Origin of the sequence: Mycobacterium botniense, from assembly GCF_010723305.1 — a bacterium.
Classification (GTDB): domain Bacteria; phylum Actinomycetota; class Actinomycetes; order Mycobacteriales; family Mycobacteriaceae; genus Mycobacterium; species Mycobacterium botniense.
This window is the reverse complement of sequence record NZ_BLKW01000004.1, coordinates 839,882-859,336: the sequence shown is the minus strand read 5'-3', so window position 1 is coordinate 859,336 and position 19,455 is coordinate 839,882. Positions and strand designations below refer to the sequence as shown.

Here is a 19,455-nt window from a genome sequence, read left to right as displayed (position 1 = left end):
GGAGCGAGATGACCCACCCGGCTATCGGCCCGGATCTCGACGAGTTCGACCCGGCAGAGCTGCAACAGGGGCTGCTCATGCAGGTCGAAAACGTGCATGAGCGGCTGCGTGAGGCGCGTGAGCGCCATCGCGTCATGCTCGGCAGCCCGTTCAGCGAAACCGCGAGCCAGCAGCTGGGCGCCGACGGTGTGACCGTGCTCGGCTACGACGAGTGCCAGACCGTGCTCACCCACCCCGAGACGTTCTCCTCAGCGATCTACGAGCAGATCATGGGCCCGGTCATGGGCCGCACCCTGCTCGAGCTCGAAGGCAGCGAACATCGGGCCAGCAGAGCATTGGTGTCCCCGTCGTTCCGGGCGGCGCTGCTGGAGCGCTGGCGCAGCGAGCTGGTGGAGGTGGTGGTCGACGAGCTCATCGATCGGTTCGCTTCGCGCGGGCGCGCCGAGCTGGTGCGTGAATTCACCTTCGCGTTCCCCGTGCAGGTGATCGCACGGATCATGGGCCTGCCCCGCCGGGACTATCCGCGGTTTCAGCGGCTTTCCATTGAGCTGCTCAACGTGGTCTACGACTGGGACCGCGGTATCGCCGCGTCGGCGGCGCTGAAGGAGTATCTCGGCGGGGTGCTCGCCCAGCGGCGGCGCGAACCGCAGGACGACCTGATCAGCACCCTGGCCGAATCGGAGATCGACGGCGCCCGGCTCACCGACCCCGAAATCTTCGCGTTCCTGCTGCTGATCCTGCCGGCCGGGGTGGAGACCACCTACCGGGCCTCGGGCAACCTGCTGGTCGCCCTGCTCACCGAGCCGGCGCTGTGGGACGCGGTGCGCGCGGATCGCGGTATGGTCCGCGGCGCCATCGAGGAGGGGCTGCGCTGGGAACCGCCCATCACCTCGGTGATGCGAAGGACAGTGCGCGACTGCGAGCTCGGCGGGGTCGAGATCCCGGCGGGCACCAACGTCAATGTCAGCGTCGCAGCCGCCAATCGCGACCCCACCCGCTACCGGGACCCGGACCGCTTCGACCCCGCCCGTAAGAACATCGCGCACCTGACGTTCGGCGGCGGCCCGCACCTATGCCTGGGTATGCACCTGGCCCGGATGGAAGCGGCCGTCGCGATCAACGCGCTGCTCGACCGGGTGCCGGATCTGCGGCTCGACCCGGCAGCGCCGCCGCCGCGGGTCGTCGGCGTGGCATTCCGTTCGCCGACCGCCCTGCCGGTGCGGTTCACACCGGTGTAGACCGCGCAGCTCACCTACTCCCCCGGTCGGGGCCGCCGCTGTGGTAGGCAGGGTTGAGATGGCTGTCGACCCCGCGGTGCAGATGCGGGTGGTGAGTTTGCATCGCTACCCGGTGAAGTCGATGCTCGGCGAGGACGTGGACAGCGTCGTCGTCGACGAGCGCGGCGTGGTGGGAGATCGGCGGCTGGCGCTGATCGACAGCCTGACCGGGCGGGTCGCCAGCGCGAAACAGCCACGGCTGTGGCGGGATTTGCTGCAGTGCCGCGCCAGCGGGGACCCCGGAGCGGTCCGTATCCGGCTGCCCGACGGAGTCTGTGTGGCCGCCGAGGCACCCGAGACCGACGATTTGCTCAGCCGCGTCGTGCGTCGGCCGGTGCGCATGGTGAGCACGCGCCCGCCAGGGGCCGCCTTGGAACGACCCGACCCGGAGTGCGTGCTGGAACTGGGCGTGGACGCCGAAGTCGACGCTCGCGTTCTGGAGATCGCCCAAGCCACTCCCGGCGACTCCTTCACCGACCTGGCCCCGCTGCACGCGATCACGACGGCCACTGTCGAGCGCATCGGCGTGGAGGCGTTGCGCTACCGGCCCAACCTGGTGATCGCGACACCGCCCGGATTCCCACCCTACGCGGAAAACAACTGGACAGGAAAAGAGTTGACCGTCGGCGAAGCCCGGCTACGTGCCCTGAAACCCACCTCGCGGTGCGCGGTTCCCACGCTCGAGCACGGCGCGCTGCCGGCTGCCCCGCACGCGCTGCGCATACCCCTGGCCGAGAACCGGGTCGACACGGGTTCTGGGCGAGTGCCTTGCGCCGGAGCGTATTTCACGGTACTGACCCCCGGCCTCATCCGCACCGGTGACCCCGTCACCGTGCACGAACAGCCAGTCCGCGCATAGTGGCGAGCCCGCGCCCCGCCGCTCCGCGGCCCGCATCGCCGCCGAATGACCGAGAACCGGATCACGGGTAAATCACGGGTGAAAGGTCTGGTTCACCAGCCGCACCGCCGATGCCCCGTCGGGATAGAACTCGGCGATGCTCAACGACGCCAGATCCAGATGCAGCCGATACAAGATTCCCGGTCCCGCGTCCAGAGCGATGCGCAGCAGCATCTTGATCGGTGTCACATGCGATACCACCAGCACGTTCGTTCCGCCGCGCTCGGCGCTGATCCGGTCGCGCGCCCGGCGCACCCGCACGTAGACGCTGTCGAAGCTCTCACCGCCCGGCGGCGGGATGCTGGTGTCGTGCAACCAGCGCCGATGCAGCTCAGGATCGCGTTGGGCAGCTTCGGCGAAGGTCAGCCCCTCCCAGGCGCCGAAGTCGGTTTCGACCAGGTCGTCGTCGACCGCCACATCCAGGCCCAGGGCCTTGGCGACGACCGCCGCGGTGTCATAACACCGCTGCAGCGGCGAGCTGAACACCGCCGTGATCCCGCCGCGCCGCGCCAGGTAGCGTGCCGCCGCGTCGGCCTGGCGCCAACCCACGTCGGTCAGCGCCGGGTTACCCCGACCCGAATAGCGGCGCTGCACCGACAGCTTCGTCTGGCCGTGCCGCAACAGCAGCAGCCGGGTGGGTGTGCCACGGGCACCGGTCCACCCCGGCGGTGACGGTGTATGGGATGCCGCTGTTTTCGCAGGTTCTGCGATCGACTCTGCGGGTGTCTCCACAGCGGCGGCATCCATCGCCTCGTTGGCCAGCCGATCGGCGTACGCATTGCGTTCCCGCGAAACCCAGGAATAACTGACTTGGTCGAATTTCGACGCCAGCTCGCGGGCTTGGGCATACAGCTGCGCCAGAGCAGGGTGCTTGACCTGCCAGCGCCCGGACATCTGCTCAACCACCAGTTTGGAATCCATCAGTACCGCCACCTCGGTGGCTCCGAGTCTCGCGGCCTCCTCCAAACCGGCGATCAGGCCGCGATATTCGGCGACGTTGTTGGTGGCCCGTCCGATCGCCTTTTTGCTCTCCGCCAGCACTGTGGTGTGGTCGGCAGTCCACACCACTGAGCCGTATCCAGCTGGTCCCGGATTGCCCCGCGACCCGCCATCGGCTTCGACGATGACTTTCACTAACCGAAGTCCTTAACCCGCAACAAGATCGCGCTGCATTCCGGGCAGCGCAGCACGTCGTCCTCGGCTGCTGCTGATATCCGCGCCAGCTCGCCCCGGCCGATTTCAATCCGGCACGCACCACACCGGCCGTTTTCCAACACCCCGGCACCGGGCCCTCCCCGGGCACGCTGCCGTTCGTAGAGAGCGACAAGTTCGGGATCCAGCGCTGCGGTCAACTCCTCACGCCGCAGCACCCGCTGATGGCGGGCCCGGTCAATCTCGGCCAGCGCGGCGTCCAACGCCTGCTGCGCACTGGCCAGCTCACCTTGCAGCTTGGTGATCTCCGCCGATTCGGTATCCTGGCGTTCCTGCAGGTCCTCACGCCGCTCCATCATCTCCAAAAGCGAATCTTCCAGACTGGCCTGGCGGCGTTGCAGGGTTTCCAGCTCATGTTGCAGATCAGACAACTGTTTGGCATCCGTTGCGCCCGAGGCAAGCAACGAGCGGTCCCGCTCTTCGCGGCGGCGCACCGCGTCGATTTCCGACTCGACGCGTGAAATTTCGGCATCCAAGTCCGCCAAAGCGATTCGCGCGGAAGCCAAGCGGTCTTTGGCGGCGGCATGTTCGGCGTGTACACGTTGGTGGTTTTGTTTTTCCGGCAGGTGGGTGAGCCGATGCTGGATCCGGGACAGCTCAGCATCCAACTCCGCCAACTCCAGTAGCGAACGTTGCTGTGCCACAGCTGCTTTCATCAGTGATCTCTCCGGATTTCGTTTGCGAGGTTCCACGGATCGGTGCGGACGGCGCACACCCGGACCGGCAGCTTCGTGCCGAAAGCCGACCTGAGCAGCTCGGCCGCCTGTTCGCACCAGGGGTATTCGCTGGCCCAGTGCGCAACGTCGATGAGGGCGACATCCGAAGCCCGGCGATGTTCGTCAGCCGGATGGTGGCGCAGGTCGGCGGTGACGTAGGCGTGCACACCGCTGGACGCCACAGTAGCCAGCAGCGAGTCCCCGGCTCCGCCGCACACCGCCACGCGTGACACCGGCATCTCGGGGTCGCCGGATGCGCGCACTCCCCACGACGTCGGGGGTAATGCGGCTGCCACCCGAGATACGAAAGCCCGCAACGGTTCCGGGTGCGGCAACGAGCCGATCCGGCCCAGCCCCACATCCCCGGGCAGCGGCGCCAGCGCGAAGACGTCGAACGCCGGCTCCTCGTAGGGGTGTGCGGCGCGGATCGCGGCCACGAGCTGCGCCCGCGCCCGCGCGGGCGCGACGACTTCGACGCGATCCTCGATCACCCGCTCAACGGCGCCCACTTTGCCTACTGTGGGCGACGCCCCGTCGTGCGGGAGGAACTGTCCGGTACCGGTGACGCTCCAGCTGCAGTGCGAATAATCACCGATGTGGCCGGCGCCGGCCTCGAACACGGCCACCCGCACCGCTTCTGCGTGCTCGGGCGGCACGTAGATGACCCATTTGTCGAGATCACCCGCCGGCAGCGGATCGAGCACCTCCTCGACGGTCAGGCCCAGTGTGTGCGCCAGCGCGTCGGACACCCCCGGTGATGCAGCGTCGGCGTTGGTGTGTGCGGTGAACAGGGACCGCCTGGTCCGGATAAGCCGATGCACGAGCGCACCTTTGGGCGTGTCGGCTGCCACGGTGTGCACCCCGCGCAACAGCAGCGGGTGGTGGGCCAGCAGCAGGCCGCGCTCGGGGACTTGGTCGACGACCGCCGGTGTCGGGTCCACCGCAACCGTCACCGACTCCACCACATCCTCGGGGTCTCCGCAGACCAGGCCAACCGCATCCCAGGACTGGGCCAGCCGCGGGGGGTAGGCCTGGTCGAGCACGCCGATCACCTCGGCTAGCCGCACACTCACCTGGTGGCTCCACTCGCCAACTCCCCGGCGATCGCCTCGACCAGCAGCGGCCACTCCGCGCGCACCGCAGCCCGCAAATAGTCCCCTTCCAGCCCGACGAACGTATCACACCGGCGTACCGCGATACCCTTGTCACGCAGCCGAGTTCGCATCAGTTCACCGTCGGGCACGCGGAACAAGACGAACGGTGCCCGTCCCTCAACCACATCGACACCCACCGAGCGCAGGCCAGCCACCATCTGTGTGCGCAACTGCGTCAACCGCGCTGCCTCGGCCGCGGCAGCGGCCACCGCCCGCGGCGCGCAGCAGGCCGCGATCGCCGTCAGCTGCAAAGTGCCCACCGGCCAGTGCGCGCGCCGCGCGGTCAGCCGGGCCAGCACGTCGGGTGAGCCGAGCACATAACCCACCCGCAATCCGGCCAGCGACCACGTCTTGGTCAGGCTGCGCAGCACCAGCACGTCGCCAAGCGAGTCACCGGCCAGCGATTCGGGCTCGCCGGGAACCGCATCGGCGAACGCCTCGTCGACCACCAGGATCCGGCCCGGTCGGCGCAGCGCGAGAATCTCGTCGCGGCTGTGCAGCACCGCGGTCGGGTTGGTGGGGTTGCCGACCACCACGAGATCTGCCTCGTCGGGGGGGCGTGCGCCGGCGAGGCGGAATGGTGGCCGCAGCACCACATGGCAAACCGGCACCCCCGCCGCGGCCAGCACCGTGTCCGGCTCGGTGAACGAGGGCGCGATGATCGCGGCCCGTGTCGGACCCAGATTGGGCAGCAACGCAAAGCCTTCTGCCGCCCCGGCCAGCAGCACGACCTCCTCGCGGGTGCGGCCATGGCGCGCGGCGACGGCGTCGCGCGCATGCCGCTCGTCGTCGCCGCCCGGGTACCGCGCCAGATCCACCAGCCGGGCGGCCAGCCGCTGCGTCAGCCACGCCGGGGGTCGCTCGTGGCGGATGTTGACGGCGAAATCCAGCAGTCCGGGCGCCGCGGCCTGATCGCCGTGGTATCGCGGCGCGGGCGGGCTGGAGTTCAGAATCGTCACAAGGTCAAACAGTAGTGGCCCGCCGGACTGCCCGGCGTCGGGAGCGTGGCCAGACGCCGGCCGGCGCATCGCGGACAATGGAGGGGTGACAGGCGTTGCGGCAGACAGGCCCCAGTTGGTGATCTTCGACCTTGACGGCACTCTCACCGATTCGGCGGACGGGATCGTCTCCAGTTTCCGCCACGCATTGCACCAGGTCGGAGCCCGGGTGCCCGACGGCGACCTGGTCGCTCGCGTTGTCGGCCCACCCGCACACCACACGTTTGCCGCGCTCAAACTCGGCGAGCTCACCGGCCCCGCAGTGGCCGCGTATCGGGCCGACTACAGAACTCGCGGCTGGGCGATGAACAGGGTGTACGACGGGATCGCGGAGCTGCTGTCCGACCTGGGCGCCGCCGGTGTGCGGATGGCGGTCGCGACCTCCAAAGCGGAGCCCACCGCGCGGCGCATCCTGGCCCACTTCGGGCTCGACCGGCACTTCGAGGTCATCGCCGGGGCCAGCAGCGACGGCTCCCGCAGCAGCAAGGCCGAGGTGCTGGCCCACGCGCTGGCCCAACTGCAGCCGCTGCCCGACCGGGTGCTGATGGTCGGCGACCGCCGCCACGACGTCGACGGCGCGGCCGCACACGGTATCGACACGGTGGTGGCGGGCTGGGGCTACGGGCACGCTGATTTCGGTGACGGCGACCTCCAGCCGACGCGCGCCGCCACCGTCGCCGAGCTTCGGGAGGTGCTCGGTGTCTGATTCGACCGACCGGCCGCTGCCGCATCACCGGCGGCACGACCCCCGACTGCACATCACCTTCGTCTGCACCGGCAACATCTGCCGCTCGCCGATGGCTGAGAAGATGTTCGCCCACCAATTGCGGCAGCGTGGACTGGGGGACACGGTGCGGGTCAGCAGTGCCGGTACCGGCAGCTGGCATGTCGGCAACTGCGCCGACGAGCGCGCTGTTCGGGTGTTGCGTGCCCACGGCTACCCCACCGAGCATCGCGCCAGTCAACTTGATAGCGAGCACCTGGCGGCCGATCTGCTGGTCGCGCTGGGCCGCAATCATGTTCGGCTGCTGCGAGACATGGGTGTGGAGGCCGAGCGGATCCGGATGCTGCGGTCTTTCGACCCGCGTTCGGGTGCTTACCCGCTCGACGTCGACGACCCCTATTACGGCGACCACCACGATTTCGAGCGGGTTTTCACCGTCATCGAGGCGGCGCTGCCCGGCCTGCACGACTGGGTTGACGAACGACTGGCCGAAAACGGACACCGCTAATGCGTCGCTTGACGTTGATGTTGCGGCCCGGCTGGCTGGCGCTGACCGTTGTGGTGATCGCTTTCACGTACTTGTGTTTCACTGTGCTTGCGCCCTGGCAATTGGGAAAAAACGCCAAGACATCGCGGCAGAACCAGCGCATCGAGCACTCTTTGAATATCGCGCCGGTGCCTTTGAACACGCTGCTCCCCCAGCAGGATTCGTCAGCACCGGAGGCGGAGTGGCGGCAGGTGACAGCCCGCGGGCATTACCTGGGCGGCACGCCGGTGCTGGCCCGGTTGCGGGTGGCCGAGGGCCAGCCCGCCTTTGAGGTGCTGGCGCCGTTCGCGGTGGATGGTGGTCCTATTGTGCTCGTCGACCGTGGCTATGTGCGCCCCGACCGCGGCTCGCGGGTGCCGCCGATCCCGCCGCCTCCGCAGCAGACGGTCACCATTACGGCGCGGTTGCGCAACTCTGAGCCGCCTGTTGCGGGTAAGGAGCCGTTCTCCACAGACGGTCTCCCACAGGTCTATTCGATCAATATCGATCAAGTCGCGGCGCTGACCAAAGTTCCGCTGGCCGGATCCTATCTGCAACTAGTCGACAACCAGCCCGGCGGACTGGGCGTGGTCGGTGTACCGCGCCTGGATGCGGGACCGTACCTGTCGTACGGCATCCAGTGGATCGCGTTTGGCATCATCGCGCCGATCGGGTTGGGCTACTTCGTGTTTTCTGAAATCCGCGCCCACCGCCGGGAGACGGCGCCGAAGGCAGCTACCCTCGAGGCGCCTGCGATGACCGTCGAGGAAAAGCTCGCCGACCGTTACGGCCGACGCCGCTGAGTTGGTGAACGACGCACAGTGCGAGGACCGCGGCGGCTTGCACCGTCCGCGACAGCGCTACTGCGCGGCGAAGGTCGGCGACCGTGGGTCGCCGACCCTGACCGAGGACGGGCCGCAGCTGCAGTGCGTGGCGATACTGCGTAGGCCCGCCCAGCTGCACGCCCAGCGCCCCGGCGAACGCTGCCTCCACGACGCCGGCATTGGGGCTGGGATGGCGCACGGCGTCACGCCGCCAGGCCCGCACCGCACCCGACCGCGAGCCGTCGACGAGCGGCGCGCACGCCACCACCAGCGCCGCGGTGGCCCGCGCCGGCGCATAGTTGGCTATGTCGTCCAATCGTGCAGCTGCCCAACCAAATCGGGCGTAGCGCGGCGAGTGGTGGCCGATCATGGCGTCCAGGGTGTTCACCGCCCGGTATCCCAGCACTGCGGGGAGGCCGCCGACCGCCGCCCACAGCAATGGTGCGATCTGCGCATCCGAGGTGTTCTCCGCGACCGATTCCAGCGCTGCGCGGGTGAGGCCCGCACCGTCCAGGCTGGACGGGACGCGCCCGCACAGCGTGGGCAGCAGGTTGCGCGCTGCCTCGAGATCGCCGCGGTCGAGCAGGTCCGCCATCGCCAGTCCGGCGCGGGTCAGCGAAGTTCCGCCCAGCGATACCCAGGTCGCGACCGCGGCGGCGGCAGTTGTACACCACCGGCCACGTCGTGCGGCGCTGCCCTGCACCACGACACTCGCCAGCCCCAGCGCGCCGAGCAGGACACCTACGTGCACCATTCCGGCGGTCCTGGTGTCGCGGTAGGTGACTCGCTCTAAAACCGCCGCCGCACGGCCGAACAGCGCGACCGGATGAGCTCGTTGTGGATCGCCCAACAGCAGATCAGCCACATACCCGGCCAGCACCCCGGCGAGGCGGGTTGCCCGCACACCAAACACCCCGGCAGCGTCCCACACGGCCCGTGCGGTCCGCAGCACGAGGACCCAGTGCCAGCGACTGCCGGTCTGCGCGCGTGCAGGCGAGCCCTGAGCGTCGGCGGCCAGGTGACGAATGTGCAACCCGCGACGCATTATCGGCGTGTCGCGTCGGTCGTTTCACACTCGGCGAACATCGGTGAAGAACGCGCGGATGTCCTCGACGAATAGCTCAGGTTGCTCGAACGCGGCGAAGTGTCCACCGCGCGGCATGGCCGTCCAGCGGGTGATGTGGTAGTTCGGCTCGCACCAGCTCCGCGGCGCAGGCAAGATTTCCTTGGGGAAGACGGCGACACCGGTTGGCAACTCGACCCGCCCTGCTGTCGCGAAGCTGTTGAAACTCTCCCAGTACAAGCGCGCCGACGACGCGCCGGTGCCGGTTACCCAGTACACCATCACATTGTCGAGGAGCTCGTCGCGGCTGAGCACGTTCTCGGGATGCCCGTCGCAATCCGTCCACGCCCAGAATTTTTCGACGATCCACGCCATTTGCCCTACCGGCGAATCGACCAATCCGTAGCCCAACGTTTGCGGCCGGGTGGATTGCTGCTTGGAATAGCCCGTACCCCAACGCCGGTGGTGTGCCAACGCGGCCAGCGCCTGCCGCTCTTCCTCGCTCGGATCGGCGACACCTCCCGCCGGCGGCCAGCCGAGCGGCATGTTCAGGTGGATGGCCACGCAGTGACCGCGGTTGCGGCCTATCTGCGTGGTGATCGCTGCACCCCAGTCACCGCCCTGGGCGCCGTAGCGCTGATAGCCGAGACGGCACATGAGCGTCTCCCAGGCCTGCGCGATCCTGCCGACGCCCCACCCGGTCCGGGTCGGTTTGGCCGAGAAACCGTATCCGGGAAGTGAGGGGCAGATGACGTGGAACGCGTCCTCAGCGCGCCCCCCGTATTTGGTCGGATCGGTCAGCGGCTCGATCACTTTGTGAAACTCGACGATCGAGCCGGGCCAGCCGTGGGTGATCAACACCGGGAAGGCGTCCGGATGCGCCGACCGCTGATGGATGAAATGGATGTCCAGGCCGTCGATTTCGGTGATGAAGTGATCGAACCGGTTCAGCGCGGCCTCCCGGGCCCGCCAGTCGTATTCGTCGGCCCAGTACGTGGCAAGGTCACGCGCATAAGCCAGCGGCATTCCCTGGCTCCAGTCATCCACGCATTCGGCGTCCGGCCAGCGCGTGCGCGCCAGACGCGCTCGCAGGTCGTCGAGAATTGCATCGGGGACGTCGATGCGAAACGGCCGCACTTCGGACATGCCGTCCATCATCACCCGCAGCCGGGCCCGGACCGGCCGACATCGCCCCCGTCCGTGCTCCCGGCCGGGGCCTTCCCCGGGGCTGCCCGGCGACGACCGTCTACCCGGTATACCGGAAGCCGGCCATGCCGGCGGCTGGCCGATGTGGTGGGCGCGGACGGGATCGAACCGCCGACCGCTGGTGTGTAAAACCAGAGCTCTGCCACTGAGCTACGCGCCCGTGCCGCGCAGGCTACCAATACCGGGCTGGTCCGGGCGCGGCCATTCACAACGTCTTCACGCCTTCAGCGCCGCCAGCGCATCGCTCCACAGCCGCTGATCGCGGGCTTCTCCCGGCTGCTTCATCTCAGCGAAGCGAATGATCCCCGACCTATCGACGACGAATGTTCCGCGGTTGGAAAACCCGGCGTCCTCGTTGAACACGCCATAAGCCTGGCTCACCGCGCCGTGCGGCCAGAAATCCGACAGCACCGGGAACAAGAAGCCATTCTCGGTTGCCCACACTTTGTGGGTAGGCGGCGGACCCACCGAAATGGTCAGCGCCACGCTCTGGTCGTTTTCGTAATCGGGCAGGTGATCGCGCAGCTCACCGAGTTCACCTTGGCAGATCCCGGTGAAGGCCAGGGGAAAGAACACGAGCAGCACGTTTTTGGCGCCCCGGTAATCGCTGAGGGTGACGGGCTGCTGGTTCTGGTCGCGCAGCGTGAAGTCCGGGGCAGTGGCTCCGACGGGCAGCATCAACGCCGCCCCGCTCGCGATTTCGGCTGCACCAATTGGCTGGCGCTCCAGTCGCCGAGGCTCACCGTTGAGGTCGGCATCAGGCCCGCTGTCGGCGCCGACTCCGCGATCTCGGCTGGGAGGACGTGGCCGGGGCGACCGGTCTTGGGGGTCAGCACCCAGATCACACCGTCTTCGGCGAGCGCGGTGATCGCGTCCATCAGGGTGTCCACCAGGTCGCCGTCACCGTCACGCCACCAGAGCAAAACGACGTCGACAACCTCGTCGGTACTGCCCTCGTCAAGAAGCTCACTACCGCACGCCTCCTCAACGGCGGCTCGGATATTGTCGTCGGTGTCCTCGTCCCAGCCCCACTCCTGGACAACTTGGCCTCGCTGGATGCCCAGCTTGCGGGCGTAGTTCGGGGCGTCATCCGCCGCGACCACCGTGGGACCTCCTTTAACCGTCAATGCGCCCTGATGCGCACTATCGTTGCACAGCAAGACGCCGCTGACATCGCCGACTCAGGAGGAGGCGATGCACAGCTTCGCCGCTTTCGTCTTGGTGTCGTTGAACTGTTCGACCCGCCGGTTGAATTCCGATGTGGAGGCGTGGGTGCTGATGGCATTCGCCACGGCGCGCGCGGCGTCGACATAGGCCCTCAACGCGCCCCGCAGCTCTGACGACAGGGCGTCGCTGAGATTGCCCGCGACCGCGTCGGCGCTGGTGTTCAGCGCATCGATGGCCGGCCCTTCGGTCGGAGCGGTGTCGCGGCCCTGATTGAAGGCCCCGACGAACTCATTCACCTTGTCGGTGGCATTTTTGGCGGTGGTGGCAAGCGATTCGCACACGGTACGCACCGCCCTCTTGGTCAGCGATTCTTGCCGCTGCGACTCACGGATTCTCGACGTCGCCGAGGACGCCGACACCGAGGCGGACACCGAGGCCCGGTAGGCCGGCGCCACCGCGGTGTCGGCCGTCGGCGTGCCGTCGGTGATGGAGGTACACCCGATGATGCCCATCAGCACCACCGCCCCGCAGCCAAGAACCAGTGCCGCCAACCGCTTGCCGCGGCCGCCACACCATCCAATCTGCACAGCCCGTGACGTTACCGGTTCGGGAGTGCCGCTGCCCTGACCTACCCGCCCCGCCACGCTATCAGCGCCTGCCTGCTCTCAATGCCATTACCTGCCCGGTATGCGGGTGCGGCACGATAGGGGGAGAACAGCGGCATGCCCGCGGTCGGAACCCGGGGGAAGCCGATGAACCGCTAACTAAGGAGCGGAAGTTGACTACCGAGTTCGTGCGCCACGATCTGGCCAAAAACTCAAGCAGCACAAACGAACCCGATCGGGTCCGGGTGATCCGTGAAGGTGTCGCATCCTACTTACCCGATATCGACCCCGAGGAGACGTCGGAGTGGCTGGAATCCTTCGACGAGCTGCTGGCCCGTTCCGGCCCGTCACGGGCGCGCTACCTGATCTTGCGGCTCCTCGAGCGCGCCGGCGAGCAGCGGGTGGCCATTCCAGCGCTGACGTCAACCGACTACGTCAACACCATCCCCACCGAGCTGGAGCCCTGGTTTCCCGGTGACGAGGACGTCGAGCGCCGCTACCGCAGGTGGATCCGGTGGAACGCGGCGATCATGGTGCACCGTGCCCAACGGCCCGGTGTCGCGGTAGGCGGCCACATCTCGACCTACGCCTCTTCGGCGACGCTTTACGAGGTGGGTTTCAACCACTTCTTCCGCGGCAAGTCCCATCCCGGCGGCGGCGACCAGGTGTTCATTCAGGGCCACGCATCGCCCGGCATCTACGCGCGGGCCTTCCTGGAAGGCCGACTCAGCGCAGACCAACTCGACGGGTTCCGCCAAGAGCACAGCCATCCCGGGGGCGGGTTGCCGTCGTACCCGCATCCGCGGCTGATGCCCGATTTCTGGGAGTTCCCCACCGTGTCGATGGGGCTAGGCCCGATGAACGCCATCTATCAGGCCCGCTTCAACCACTACCTGCACGACCGGGGCATCAGGGACACCTCCGACCAGCACGTGTGGTGCTTTTTGGGTGACGGCGAGATGGACGAACCCGAAAGCCGGGGACTCGCGCATGTCGCCGCGCTGGAGGGGCTGGACAACCTCACCTTCGTGATCAACTGCAACCTGCAGCGCCTCGACGGGCCGGTGCGCGGTAACGGCAAGATCATCCAGGAGCTGGAGTCGTTCTTCCGGGGTGCCGGATGGAACGTGATCAAGGTGATCTGGGGACGCGAATGGGACGCGCTTTTGCAAGCCGACCGCGACGGGGCCCTGGTCAACCTGATGAACGTCACCCCCGACGGTGACTACCAGACGTACAAGGCCAACGACGGCGGCTACGTGCGTGAGCACTTTTTCGGTCGTGACCCTCGCACCAAAGAATTGGTGAAAAACCTTTCGGATGAAGATATTTGGAACCTGAAACGCGGTGGCCACGACTACCGCAAGGTGTACGCGGCTTACCGCGCCGCGGTCGAGCATAAGGGCCAGCCGACGGTGATCCTGGCCAAAACCATCAAAGGTTACGCACTGGGCAAGCACTTCGAGGGCCGCAACGCGACTCACCAGATGAAAAAACTGACGCTGGAAGATCTCAAGGAATTCCGTGACACCCAAAGGATTCCGATCTCGGATGCGCAGCTGGAAGAAAACCCCTACCTGCCGCCGTACTACCATCCTGGCCCGGATGCCCCCGAAATCCGCTACATGCTCGACCGGCGCCGTGCTCTGGGCGGTTTCGTCCCGGAGCGCCGCACGAAATCCAAGGCGCTGACACTTCCGGGCCGCGACACCTACGCGGCACTGAAGAAAGGTTCGGGGCATCAGGAGGTTGCCACCACTATGGCGACAGTGCGTGTATTCCGAGAAGTATTGCGGGACAAAGAAGTCGGCCCACGTATTGTTCCGATCATCCCCGACGAGGCCCGCACATTCGGAATGGACTCCTGGTTCCCGAACCTCAAGATCTACAACCGCCTGGGCCAGCTATACACGTCGGTCGACGCCGACATGATGCTGGCCTACAAGGAAAGCCAGAGCGGGCAGATCCTGCACGAGGGCATCAACGAAGCCGGCGCAGTCGCCAGCTTCACCGCTGCGGGCACCTCGTATTCGACACACAACGAGCCGATGATCCCCGTCTACATCTTCTACTCGATGTTCGGGTTCCAGCGCACCGGCGATGGATTGTGGGCCGCGGGTGACCAGATGGCACGCGGGTTCCTGCTGGGCGCCACCGCGGGACGCACCACCTTGACCGGTGAAGGTCTGCAGCACGCGGACGGTCACTCGTTGCTGCTCGCCAGCACAAACCCGGCGGTGGTGGCCTACGATCCCGCGTTCGCCTACGAGATCGCCTACATCGTCGAAAGTGGGCTGGCGCGGATGTATGGGGAGAATCCGGAGAACGTCTTCTTCTACATCACCGTCTACAACGAGCCATACGTCCAGCCGCCCGAACCGGATAACCTCGACCCGGAAGGGCTGCTGCGCGGCATCTACCGGTATCGGCCCGCCACCGAGCGCCGCACCAACACGGCTCAGCTGCTGGCGTCCGGAGTGGCGATGCCCTCCGCGCTGAAAGCCGCTGAGATGCTGGCCGCTCAGTGGGATGTGGCAGCCGATGTGTGGTCGGTGACGAGCTGGAGCGAGCTCAACCGAGACGGGGTGGCTGCCGAGACCGAAAAACTGCGCCACCCCGACCGCCCCGCCCGGGTGCCCTATGTCACCAAAGCGCTCTCGGAGTCCGCCGGCCCGGTGGTGGCGGTGTCGGACTGGATGCGCGCGGTTCCCGAGCAGATCCGGCCCTGGGTGCCGTCCACTTACGTCACCCTGGGCACCGACGGGTACGGTTTCTCCGATACCCGAGCCGCCGCACGCCGCTACTTCAACACCGACGCCGAATCGCAAGTGGTTGCGGTGCTCGAAGCGTTGGCATCCGACGGCGCAATCGACCCCTCGGTACCCGCCGCAGCTGCCCGGCAATACCGGATCGACGATGTGCAGGCCGCCTCGCGGCAGACCTCCGATCCGGGTGCCGGTGGGTAACCATCGCGTACCCGACGAGCTTTGGGGCGCCTCTGCACGCGCCATGCGGACCGTTGTGCGCCGAGTCCATAATTTTGCCGTAGGTTTTAGGGGTGACTGACAACCAGTTTGTCCTCCCGCGCTCTCCCCTTGAGCTTTTAGATACGGTGCCGGAGTCGCTGTTACGGCGGCTCAAACAGTATTCGGGCCGGCTGGCCACCGAGGCGGTGTCGGCCATGCAGGAACGGCTGCCGTTCTTCGCCGATCTGGAAGCCTCCCAGCGCGCCAGCGTGGCGCTGGTGGTGCAGACCGCGGTGGTGAACTTCGTCGAGTGGATGCAAAACCCGCACAGCAACGTCAGCTACACCGCGCGCGCGTTTGAGTTGGTACCGCAGGACCTGACTCGGCGGATCGCATTGCGCCAGACCGTCGACATGGTGCGTGTCACCATGGAGTACTTCGAAGAAGTGGTGCCGATGCTGGCGCGCTCCGAGGAGCAACTCACCGCGCTGACCGTGGGCATCCTGAAGTACAGCCGCGATCTGGCCTTCACCGCCGCATCGGCGTATGCCGACGCGGCTGAGGCGCGCGGTGCCTGGGACAGCCGGATGGAGGCCAGCGTGGTGGATGCCGTGGTGCGCGGCGACACCGGACCTGAACTGCTCTCCCGCGCGGCGGCATTGAATTGGGACACCAACGAGCCCGCGACGGTGGTGGTGGGCACCCCGGCTCCCGGCCGCGAACTCTACGCCAGCCAGGACGTGCGGGATATCGCTGCTCGCCATGGCCGCGCGGCGCTCACCGACGTGCACGGCACCTGGCTGGTGGCCATCGTGTCGGGTCAGCTGTCACCAACCGAGAAATTCTTGGGTGACCTGCTGGGCGCGTTCTCCGACGGCCCGGTGGTGATCGGCCCGACAGCGCCGACGCTGACCGCGGCCTACCACAGTGCGCGAGAGGCGATCTCCGGCATCAACGCGGTGGCCGGCTGGAGCGGGGCGCCCCGCCCCGTGCTCGCCCGCGAACTGCTGCCGGAACGTGCCCTGATGGGCGATGCGTCGGCGATCGCCGCATTGCACACCGACATCATGCGGCCATTGGCCGACGCCGGACCGACGCTCACCGAGACACTTGACGTGTACCTCGACTGCGGCGGCGCGATCGAGGCCTGCGCACGCAGGTTGTTCGTTCATCCAAACACGGTGCGCTACCGGCTCAAGCGCATCACCGACTTCACCGGTCGCGATCCGACCCAGCCGCGTGACGCGTATGTGCTTCGCGTGGCTTGCACGGTCAGCCACCTCGCCTATCAGATGCATCATTCCAGCATGGGGTTGAGTGGCGCATCCCAACTGGGTGCGGGTGTTGTCGGCTCATTCGGGCCCCAGCACTCCGAGTGAGAAGTTGCGGCGCGGTATCAAACACATCGCATCGCGGGTGGTTTTGTAGAGTGTCCACAAAAACATAAGACGAGGTTCATAATCTGTTACACCCCGCAAAACCGTCTTCACAGTGTTCTCTTAGACACGTGATAGCGTTGCTCGCCCCCGGACAGGGATCGCAGACCCCGGGAATGCTGGCGCCGTGGCTTGAGCTCCCCGGGGCAACAGAACAGATCGCAGCGTGGTCGTCGGCCAGCGGCCTAGATCTGGCGAGGCTGGGCACTACCGCATCAGCTGAGGAGATCACCGATACCGCCGTCACCCAGCCACTGGTGGTGGCGACCACTTTGCTCGCCTACCAGGAGCTGACCAAACGCGGCATGCTTCCCGAACAACCCATTGTGGCGGGCCATTCGGTCGGTGAAATTGCGGCCTATGCGATCGCCGGTGTGATCTCCGCCGACGACGCCATCGTGCTGGCCGCCACGCGCGGCCGCGAAATGGCCAGGGCATGCGCCAGCGAGCCCACCGGCATGTCCGCGGTGCTCGGCGGTGACGAAGCCGAAGTGCTGGCCCGCCTCGAGCAACTCGACTTGGTGGCGGCAAACCGCAACGGTGCGGGCCAGATCGTCGCAGCCGGCCGGTTGAACGCACTGGACAAACTCGCCGAGGATCCGCCCGCCAAGGCGCGCGTACGCCCGCTGGGCGTGGCCGGAGCGTTCCACACCGAGTACATGGCCAGCGCTCTCAACGGCTATGCGGCCGCGGCTGCCGCAGTGGCGACGGCCCAGCCCAAAGCCACACTGCTGTCCAATCGCGACGGAAAACCGGTATCGTCGGCCAGCGACGCGATGGAGAAGCTGGTCGCCCAGCTGACCCGGCCGGTGCGCTGGGATCTGTGCACCGAAACGCTGCGCCAGCGTCATGTCACGACGGTCGTGGAGTTCCCGCCCGCGGGTACGCTCGCTGGCATCGCCAAGCGTGAACTTCGGGATGCGGTGACGCGCGCCATCAAGTCACCCGCAGATCTCGACGGGTTGGCGGTGCTCTAGGCCTTCAGGGTCAGCGCCCGTCACCACTGACAACCACACATTGCAGATCAGTTCAATATCCACAACATCGATGAAGGGAAGCACGCTGTGCCTGTCACTCAAGAAGAAATCATCGCCGGTCTCGCCGAAATCATCGAAGAGGTAACCGGTATCGAGCCGTCCGAGGTCACCCCGGAGAAGTCGTTTGTCGACGACCTGGATATCGACTCGCTGTCGATGGTCGAAATCGCCGTTCAGACCGAGGACAAGTACGGCGTGAAGATCCCTGACGAGGATCTTGCCGGTCTGCGCACCGTCGGCGACGTTGTCGAGTACATCCAGAAGCTCGAAGAAGAGAATCCCGAGGCCGCCGAGGCCATCCGCGCCAAGATCGAGGCAGAAAACCCGGAGAAGGTCCAGGCAGTCCGGGCACGAATCGCCGAAGCGCAAGCGGAGAACAAGTGACCAAGCCTTCCACTGCTAATGGCGGTTTCCCCAGCGTTGTGGTCACCGCCGTCACGGCGACGACGTCCATCTCGCCGGACATCGAAAGCACGTGGAAGGCGTTGTTAGCCGGCGAGAGCGGCATCCACGTGCTGGAAGACGAATTCGTCAGCAAGTGGGATTTACCGGTCAAGATCGGCGGTCACCTCAAAGAGCCGATCGATAACCATATGGGCCGGCTGGATCTGCGGCGAATGTCGTATGTCCAGCGCATGGCCAAGCTGCTGGGCGGTCAGGTGTGGGAGGCCGCCGGCAACCCCGAAGTCGACCCGGACCGGTTCGCCGTGGTCATCGGCACCGGTTTGGGCGGTGCCGAGCGGATCGTCGAAAGCTACGACCTGATGAACGAGGGCGGGCCCCGCAAGGTGTCTCCGCTGGCCGTTCAAATGATCATGCCCAACGGCGCCGCAGCGGTTGTCGGGCTGCAGCTGGGGGCTCGCGCCGGGGTGATCACCCCGGTGTCAGCCTGTTCGTCGGGTTCGGAAGCCATCGCACACGCGTGGCGGCAGATCATCTTGGGTGACGCCGACATCGCCGTCTGCGGTGGGGTCGAGGGCGGTATCGAAGCGCTTCCCATTGCGGCGTTTTCGATGATGCGGGCGATGTCGACTCGCAATGACGACCCGGAGGGCGCGTCGCGCCCGTTCGACAAGGACCGCGACGGCTTCGTGTTCGGCGAGGCCGGGGCACTCATGGTCATCGAAACCGAGGAACACGCAAAAGCCCGCGGTGCCAAGCCGTTGGCCCGCCTGCTGGGCGCCGGGATCACATCGGACGCCTATCACATGGTGGCGCCCGCTCCCGACGGGGTGCGCGCCGGCAAGGCAATGGTGCGGGCGATGGAACTGGCGGGGCTGTCGCCCAAGGACATTGACCACATCAACGCACATGCCACGGGTACGCCGATCGGCGACACAGCAGAAGCCAACGCCATCCGGGTGGCTGGGTGCGAGCACGCCGCCGTGTATGCCCCCAAGGGTGCGCTGGGGCACTCGATCGGCGCGGTGGGCGCCCTGGAATCGGTGCTTACCGTGTTGACGCTGCGCGACGGCGTCATCCCGCCGACACGGAATTACCAAACGCCTGATCCTGAGATCGATCTGGACATCGTGGCGGGCGAACCCCGGTACGGCGATTACCGTTACGCGATCAACAACTCGTTCGGGTTCGGCGGGCACAACGTCGCGCTGGCCTTCGGGCGGTACTGAAGACGAAAGGAACGT

19 protein-coding genes and 1 tRNA gene are annotated in these 19,455 nt (G+C 66.8%); 10 read left to right on the top strand and 10 right to left on the bottom strand.

Translation table 11 applies throughout. From position 1 onward, the window contains the following. The first annotated feature begins 8 nt into the window (after positions 1-8). Both G6N08_RS14045 and G6N08_RS14040 read left to right on the top strand, forming a co-directional pair. A complete protein-coding gene (locus tag G6N08_RS14045) occupies positions 9-1,238 on the top strand; it encodes a cytochrome P450 (protein WP_170301283.1) in 1,230 nt (409 codons plus the stop codon). Between the two features lie 58 nt (positions 1,239-1,296). Beyond that, positions 1,297-2,136, top strand: a complete 840-nt coding sequence (locus G6N08_RS14040; protein ID WP_246216762.1) for an MOSC domain-containing protein — start codon at positions 1,297-1,299, stop codon at positions 2,134-2,136. A gap of 72 nt (positions 2,137-2,208) precedes the next feature. Here the strand turns inward: G6N08_RS14040 and G6N08_RS14035 are convergent, their stop codons facing one another. Genes G6N08_RS14035 through cobC form a run of 4 tightly spaced genes read right to left on the bottom strand, consistent with a single transcriptional unit; the run spans position 2,209 to position 6,216 of the window. Then, positions 2,209-3,309, bottom strand: a complete 1,101-nt coding sequence (locus tag G6N08_RS14035; RefSeq protein ID WP_163758229.1) for a bifunctional RNase H/acid phosphatase — start codon at positions 3,307-3,309, stop codon at positions 2,209-2,211. Then, positions 3,309-4,043 carry a zinc ribbon domain-containing protein gene (locus tag G6N08_RS14030; protein WP_163758227.1) on the bottom strand — a complete coding sequence of 245 codons (735 nt, stop codon included), beginning with the start codon at positions 4,041-4,043 and terminating at the stop codon, positions 3,309-3,311. Before G6N08_RS14030 ends, G6N08_RS14035 begins: the two co-directional genes overlap by 1 nt. After that, a complete protein-coding gene (locus G6N08_RS14025; protein WP_163758225.1) occupies positions 4,043-5,176 on the bottom strand; it encodes a Nif3-like dinuclear metal center hexameric protein in 1,134 nt (377 codons plus the stop codon). The genes G6N08_RS14030 and G6N08_RS14025 overlap by 1 nt, the downstream gene beginning before the upstream one ends. Beyond that, positions 5,173-6,216, bottom strand: a complete 1,044-nt coding sequence (gene cobC, locus G6N08_RS14020) for an Rv2231c family histidinol phosphate aminotransferase CobC (RefSeq protein WP_163758223.1) — start codon at positions 6,214-6,216, stop codon at positions 5,173-5,175. Before cobC ends, G6N08_RS14025 begins: the two co-directional genes overlap by 4 nt. 85 nt (positions 6,217-6,301) lie before the next feature. Between cobC and G6N08_RS14015 the strand changes: the two genes are divergently transcribed. Genes G6N08_RS14015 through G6N08_RS14005 form a run of 3 tightly spaced genes read left to right on the top strand, consistent with a single transcriptional unit; the run spans position 6,302 to position 8,308 of the window. Then, the gene (locus G6N08_RS14015; protein ID WP_246216761.1) at positions 6,302-6,961 is read left to right on the top strand and encodes an HAD-IA family hydrolase; all 660 of its coding nucleotides are present in this window, start codon (positions 6,302-6,304) and stop codon (positions 6,959-6,961) included. A 46-nt stretch (positions 6,962-7,007) separates the two neighbouring features. Then, positions 7,008-7,487: a low molecular weight protein-tyrosine-phosphatase gene (locus G6N08_RS14010; RefSeq protein WP_371869062.1), complete on the top strand. Its 480-nt coding sequence runs from the start codon at positions 7,008-7,010 to the stop codon at positions 7,485-7,487. Next, positions 7,487-8,308 carry an SURF1 family cytochrome oxidase biogenesis protein gene (locus G6N08_RS14005; protein WP_163758221.1) on the top strand — a complete coding sequence of 274 codons (822 nt, stop codon included), beginning with the start codon at positions 7,487-7,489 and terminating at the stop codon, positions 8,306-8,308. Before G6N08_RS14010 ends, G6N08_RS14005 begins: the two co-directional genes overlap by 1 nt. On the opposite strand, the gene G6N08_RS14000 is transcribed toward G6N08_RS14005, so the two are convergent. The 6 genes from G6N08_RS14000 to G6N08_RS13975 all read right to left on the bottom strand — a co-directional run bounded on the left by G6N08_RS14000 (position 8,241) and on the right by G6N08_RS13975 (position 12,352). Continuing rightward, on the bottom strand, positions 8,241-9,260 hold the full coding sequence (locus G6N08_RS14000; protein WP_246216844.1) for a cobalamin biosynthesis protein: 1,020 nt from the start codon (positions 9,258-9,260) through the stop codon (positions 8,241-8,243). The two genes, G6N08_RS14005 and G6N08_RS14000, sit on opposite strands and share 68 nt — an antisense overlap. Before the next feature lie 138 nt (positions 9,261-9,398). Next, positions 9,399-10,538, bottom strand: coding sequence for an epoxide hydrolase family protein (locus G6N08_RS13995; protein WP_163758217.1), 1,140 nt, complete (start codon positions 10,536-10,538; stop codon positions 9,399-9,401). A gap of 145 nt (positions 10,539-10,683) precedes the next feature. Then, positions 10,684-10,758, bottom strand: a tRNA-Val gene (locus tag G6N08_RS13990). A 56-nt stretch (positions 10,759-10,814) separates the two neighbouring features. After that, positions 10,815-11,276: a peroxiredoxin gene (locus G6N08_RS13985; protein ID WP_163758215.1), complete on the bottom strand. Its 462-nt coding sequence runs from the start codon at positions 11,274-11,276 to the stop codon at positions 10,815-10,817. Then, the gene (locus tag G6N08_RS13980; RefSeq protein ID WP_163758213.1) at positions 11,276-11,701 is read right to left on the bottom strand and encodes a DUF3052 domain-containing protein; all 426 of its coding nucleotides are present in this window, start codon (positions 11,699-11,701) and stop codon (positions 11,276-11,278) included. The genes G6N08_RS13985 and G6N08_RS13980 overlap by 1 nt, the downstream gene beginning before the upstream one ends. 78 nt (positions 11,702-11,779) lie before the next feature. After that, complete coding sequence (locus G6N08_RS13975; protein ID WP_163758211.1) at positions 11,780-12,352, bottom strand: Rv2240c family protein; 573 nt, start codon at positions 12,350-12,352, stop codon at positions 11,780-11,782. A 191-nt stretch (positions 12,353-12,543) separates the two neighbouring features. Here G6N08_RS13975 and aceE point away from each other — a divergent pair, with 191 nt between their 5' ends. From aceE to kasA, 5 genes are all read left to right on the top strand, one after another. Then, positions 12,544-15,336, top strand: a complete 2,793-nt coding sequence (gene aceE, locus G6N08_RS13970; RefSeq protein WP_163758210.1) for a pyruvate dehydrogenase (acetyl-transferring), homodimeric type — start codon at positions 12,544-12,546, stop codon at positions 15,334-15,336. A gap of 92 nt (positions 15,337-15,428) precedes the next feature. After that, positions 15,429-16,715 (top strand): PucR family transcriptional regulator, encoded by a 1,287-nt coding sequence (locus G6N08_RS13965; protein WP_163758207.1) that lies wholly within the window; start codon positions 15,429-15,431, stop codon positions 16,713-16,715. Between the two features lie 128 nt (positions 16,716-16,843). Then, on the top strand, positions 16,844-17,749 hold the full coding sequence (locus tag G6N08_RS13960) for an ACP S-malonyltransferase (protein ID WP_163758206.1): 906 nt from the start codon (positions 16,844-16,846) through the stop codon (positions 17,747-17,749). Between the two features lie 87 nt (positions 17,750-17,836). Beyond that, positions 17,837-18,193, top strand: coding sequence for a meromycolate extension acyl carrier protein AcpM (gene acpM / locus G6N08_RS13955; RefSeq protein WP_163758204.1), 357 nt, complete (start codon positions 17,837-17,839; stop codon positions 18,191-18,193). Then, positions 18,190-19,440 (top strand): 3-oxoacyl-ACP synthase KasA, encoded by a 1,251-nt coding sequence (gene kasA / locus G6N08_RS13950; protein ID WP_163758202.1) that lies wholly within the window; start codon positions 18,190-18,192, stop codon positions 19,438-19,440. The genes acpM and kasA overlap by 4 nt, the downstream gene beginning before the upstream one ends. The last annotated feature ends 15 nt before the right edge of the window (positions 19,441-19,455 follow it).

What these genes read in the sequence shown, in the direction of transcription:
- G6N08_RS14045 (WP_170301283.1), top strand. Translation starts at nt 9, where the DNA reads ATGACCCACCCGGCTATCGGCCCGGATCTCGACGAGTTCGACCCGGCA.
- G6N08_RS14040 (WP_246216762.1), top strand. Translation starts at nt 1,297, where the DNA reads ATGGCTGTCGACCCCGCGGTGCAGATGCGGGTGGTGAGTTTGCATCGC.
- G6N08_RS14030 (WP_163758227.1), bottom strand. Translation starts at nt 4,043, where the DNA reads ATGAAAGCAGCTGTGGCACAGCAACGTTCGCTACTGGAGTTGGCGGAG.
- G6N08_RS14005 (WP_163758221.1), top strand. Translation starts at nt 7,487, where the DNA reads ATGCGTCGCTTGACGTTGATGTTGCGGCCCGGCTGGCTGGCGCTGACC.
- G6N08_RS13995 (WP_163758217.1), bottom strand. Translation starts at nt 10,538, where the DNA reads ATGTCCGAAGTGCGGCCGTTTCGCATCGACGTCCCCGATGCAATTCTC.
- G6N08_RS13985 (WP_163758215.1), bottom strand. Translation starts at nt 11,276, where the DNA reads ATGCTGCCCGTCGGAGCCACTGCCCCGGACTTCACGCTGCGCGACCAG.